The 1650-nt window shown below is 45.6% G+C and carries 2 protein-coding genes; one reads left to right on the top strand and one right to left on the bottom strand.

The features are described from left to right. Nucleotides 1–1246, top strand: a 1246-nt coding sequence (gene priA / locus PX481_RS14905) for a replication restart helicase PriA (protein ID WP_288094860.1), incomplete at its 5' end; no start/stop codon positions are given. A gap of 29 nt (nt 1247–1275) precedes the next feature. Here the strand turns inward: priA and PX481_RS14900 are convergent. Then, nucleotides 1276–1650 (bottom strand): DUF4351 domain-containing protein (locus PX481_RS14900; protein WP_288094858.1); only part of this gene is annotated, 375 nt, incomplete at its 5' end.

Here is a 1650-nt window from a genome sequence, read left to right as displayed (position 1 = left end):
AGAACACGATAGCAGCTTTAAACAAAGTCAGTTACTCCCCACCTATCACGCGCGTACCGTGGCTAAATGGCGCGCTCAATTAAACCATTGTCCCGTAATTTTAGGCTCGGCCACGCCATCCCTAGAAACATGGCTAGAATCCCAAGTTAATCCCCGTCTTTACCTATCTTTGCCCGATCGCATCCAAAATCGCCCCTTACCCCGGGTAGAAATCGTCGATATGCGACGGGAATTGCAACGAGGCAATCGTTCCCTGTTTAGTCAATCCCTGCGTTCATCTCTGGAAACCCTGCGCGACAAGGGAGAACAGGCAATTTTATTTGTCAGTCGCCGGGGACATAGTACTTTTGTATCTTGCCGAAGTTGCGGTTATGTGCTGGAGTGTCCCCACTGTGATGTCTCTCTCTCCTACCACCACACCGAACCGGGAGCGCAAGAATTACTCCGCTGTCACTACTGCAACTATGGTCGCATTCATCCGAAACAATGTCCTGAATGCGGTTCTCCCTATCTGAAATTTTTCGGTACTGGCACTCAGCGAGTCACCCAAGAATTAAGCAAAGAATTTCCTGATTTGCGCTGCTTGCGTTTTGATAGTGATACCACCCGCAACAAAAATGCTCCCCGGGAACTATTAAAACTATTTACTGATGGTGAATTCGATGTCTTAGTGGGAACCCAAATGCTCACCAAAGGATTAGATATCGATCGAGTTACCCTAGTAGGAGTAATGGCAGCCGATGGTTTACTTTATCACTCCGATTATCGCGCCTCCGAACGCGCTTTTCAAACCCTCACCCAAGTAGCGGGGAGAGCAGGAAGGGGAGAAAGAGAAGGAAAGGTAATTATCCAAACCTATACCCCTGAACATCCCGTGATTAGAGCAGTGCAAACCCACGATTATGAGGGTTTTGTCGAGACGGAATTAATGCACAGAGAGAGTTTAAATTATCCTCCCTACGGCAGCTTAGTCTTAATTCGCTTTAGTGGTTTAGATGGGGAAGCAGTCCAGAAAAGTGCCGAAAATGTTGCGGAGGAATGTGTTAATAATTTGGGTTCCGATTGGGATATTTTGGGACCTGCACCCGCAACAATTATGCGCGTGGCTAACCGTTATCGCTGGCAAATTCTGTTAAAATTATCGGGAGACAAGGCTGATATCGGTGGTCTTTTGCGTCCTTTGAAAAGCTTAGTTTTACCCAAGGTAAGTATGGCGATCGATGTGGACCCCTTAACTATAGAATAATCAAGGATGAATGAGATGATCGCCATTGCTCACGGATGCAACCAGTTATCTAAATCCGTCAAAGTGTCAAAGTCTAATAAAGCGAGTCCTAAGTCTTCTAACCGCTCCACAGGAAGGTTACGGATGGTTTCCTCAAGATTTTGCGGTATTTCACCGAAACGTCGTTGAAGAAGTCTAATAACAAGATTGGCTTCTTGAATTCTACCCTGTTCAAGACCCTGCTGTACACCTTGCTGTAGTCCTCTTTTCAGTCCCTCTTGAATCGCTTGTTCCCTATCCTGTTGGTAAAGTGGAGCTAAACGCATAATAAACTCCCTATCCTCCTGTGTTTTTTTCGATAACGCTTCTAAATTTCTACTCAGATTATACAATAAGTTTAAAGAAGCCGATTTTAGGGGAGCATT

The sequence above is a fragment of the Microcystis sp. M53603_WE2 genome (assembly GCF_030065435.1).
Note: the sequence above shows the minus strand (reverse complement) of the source record. Positions and strands in the feature narration are given on the sequence as shown.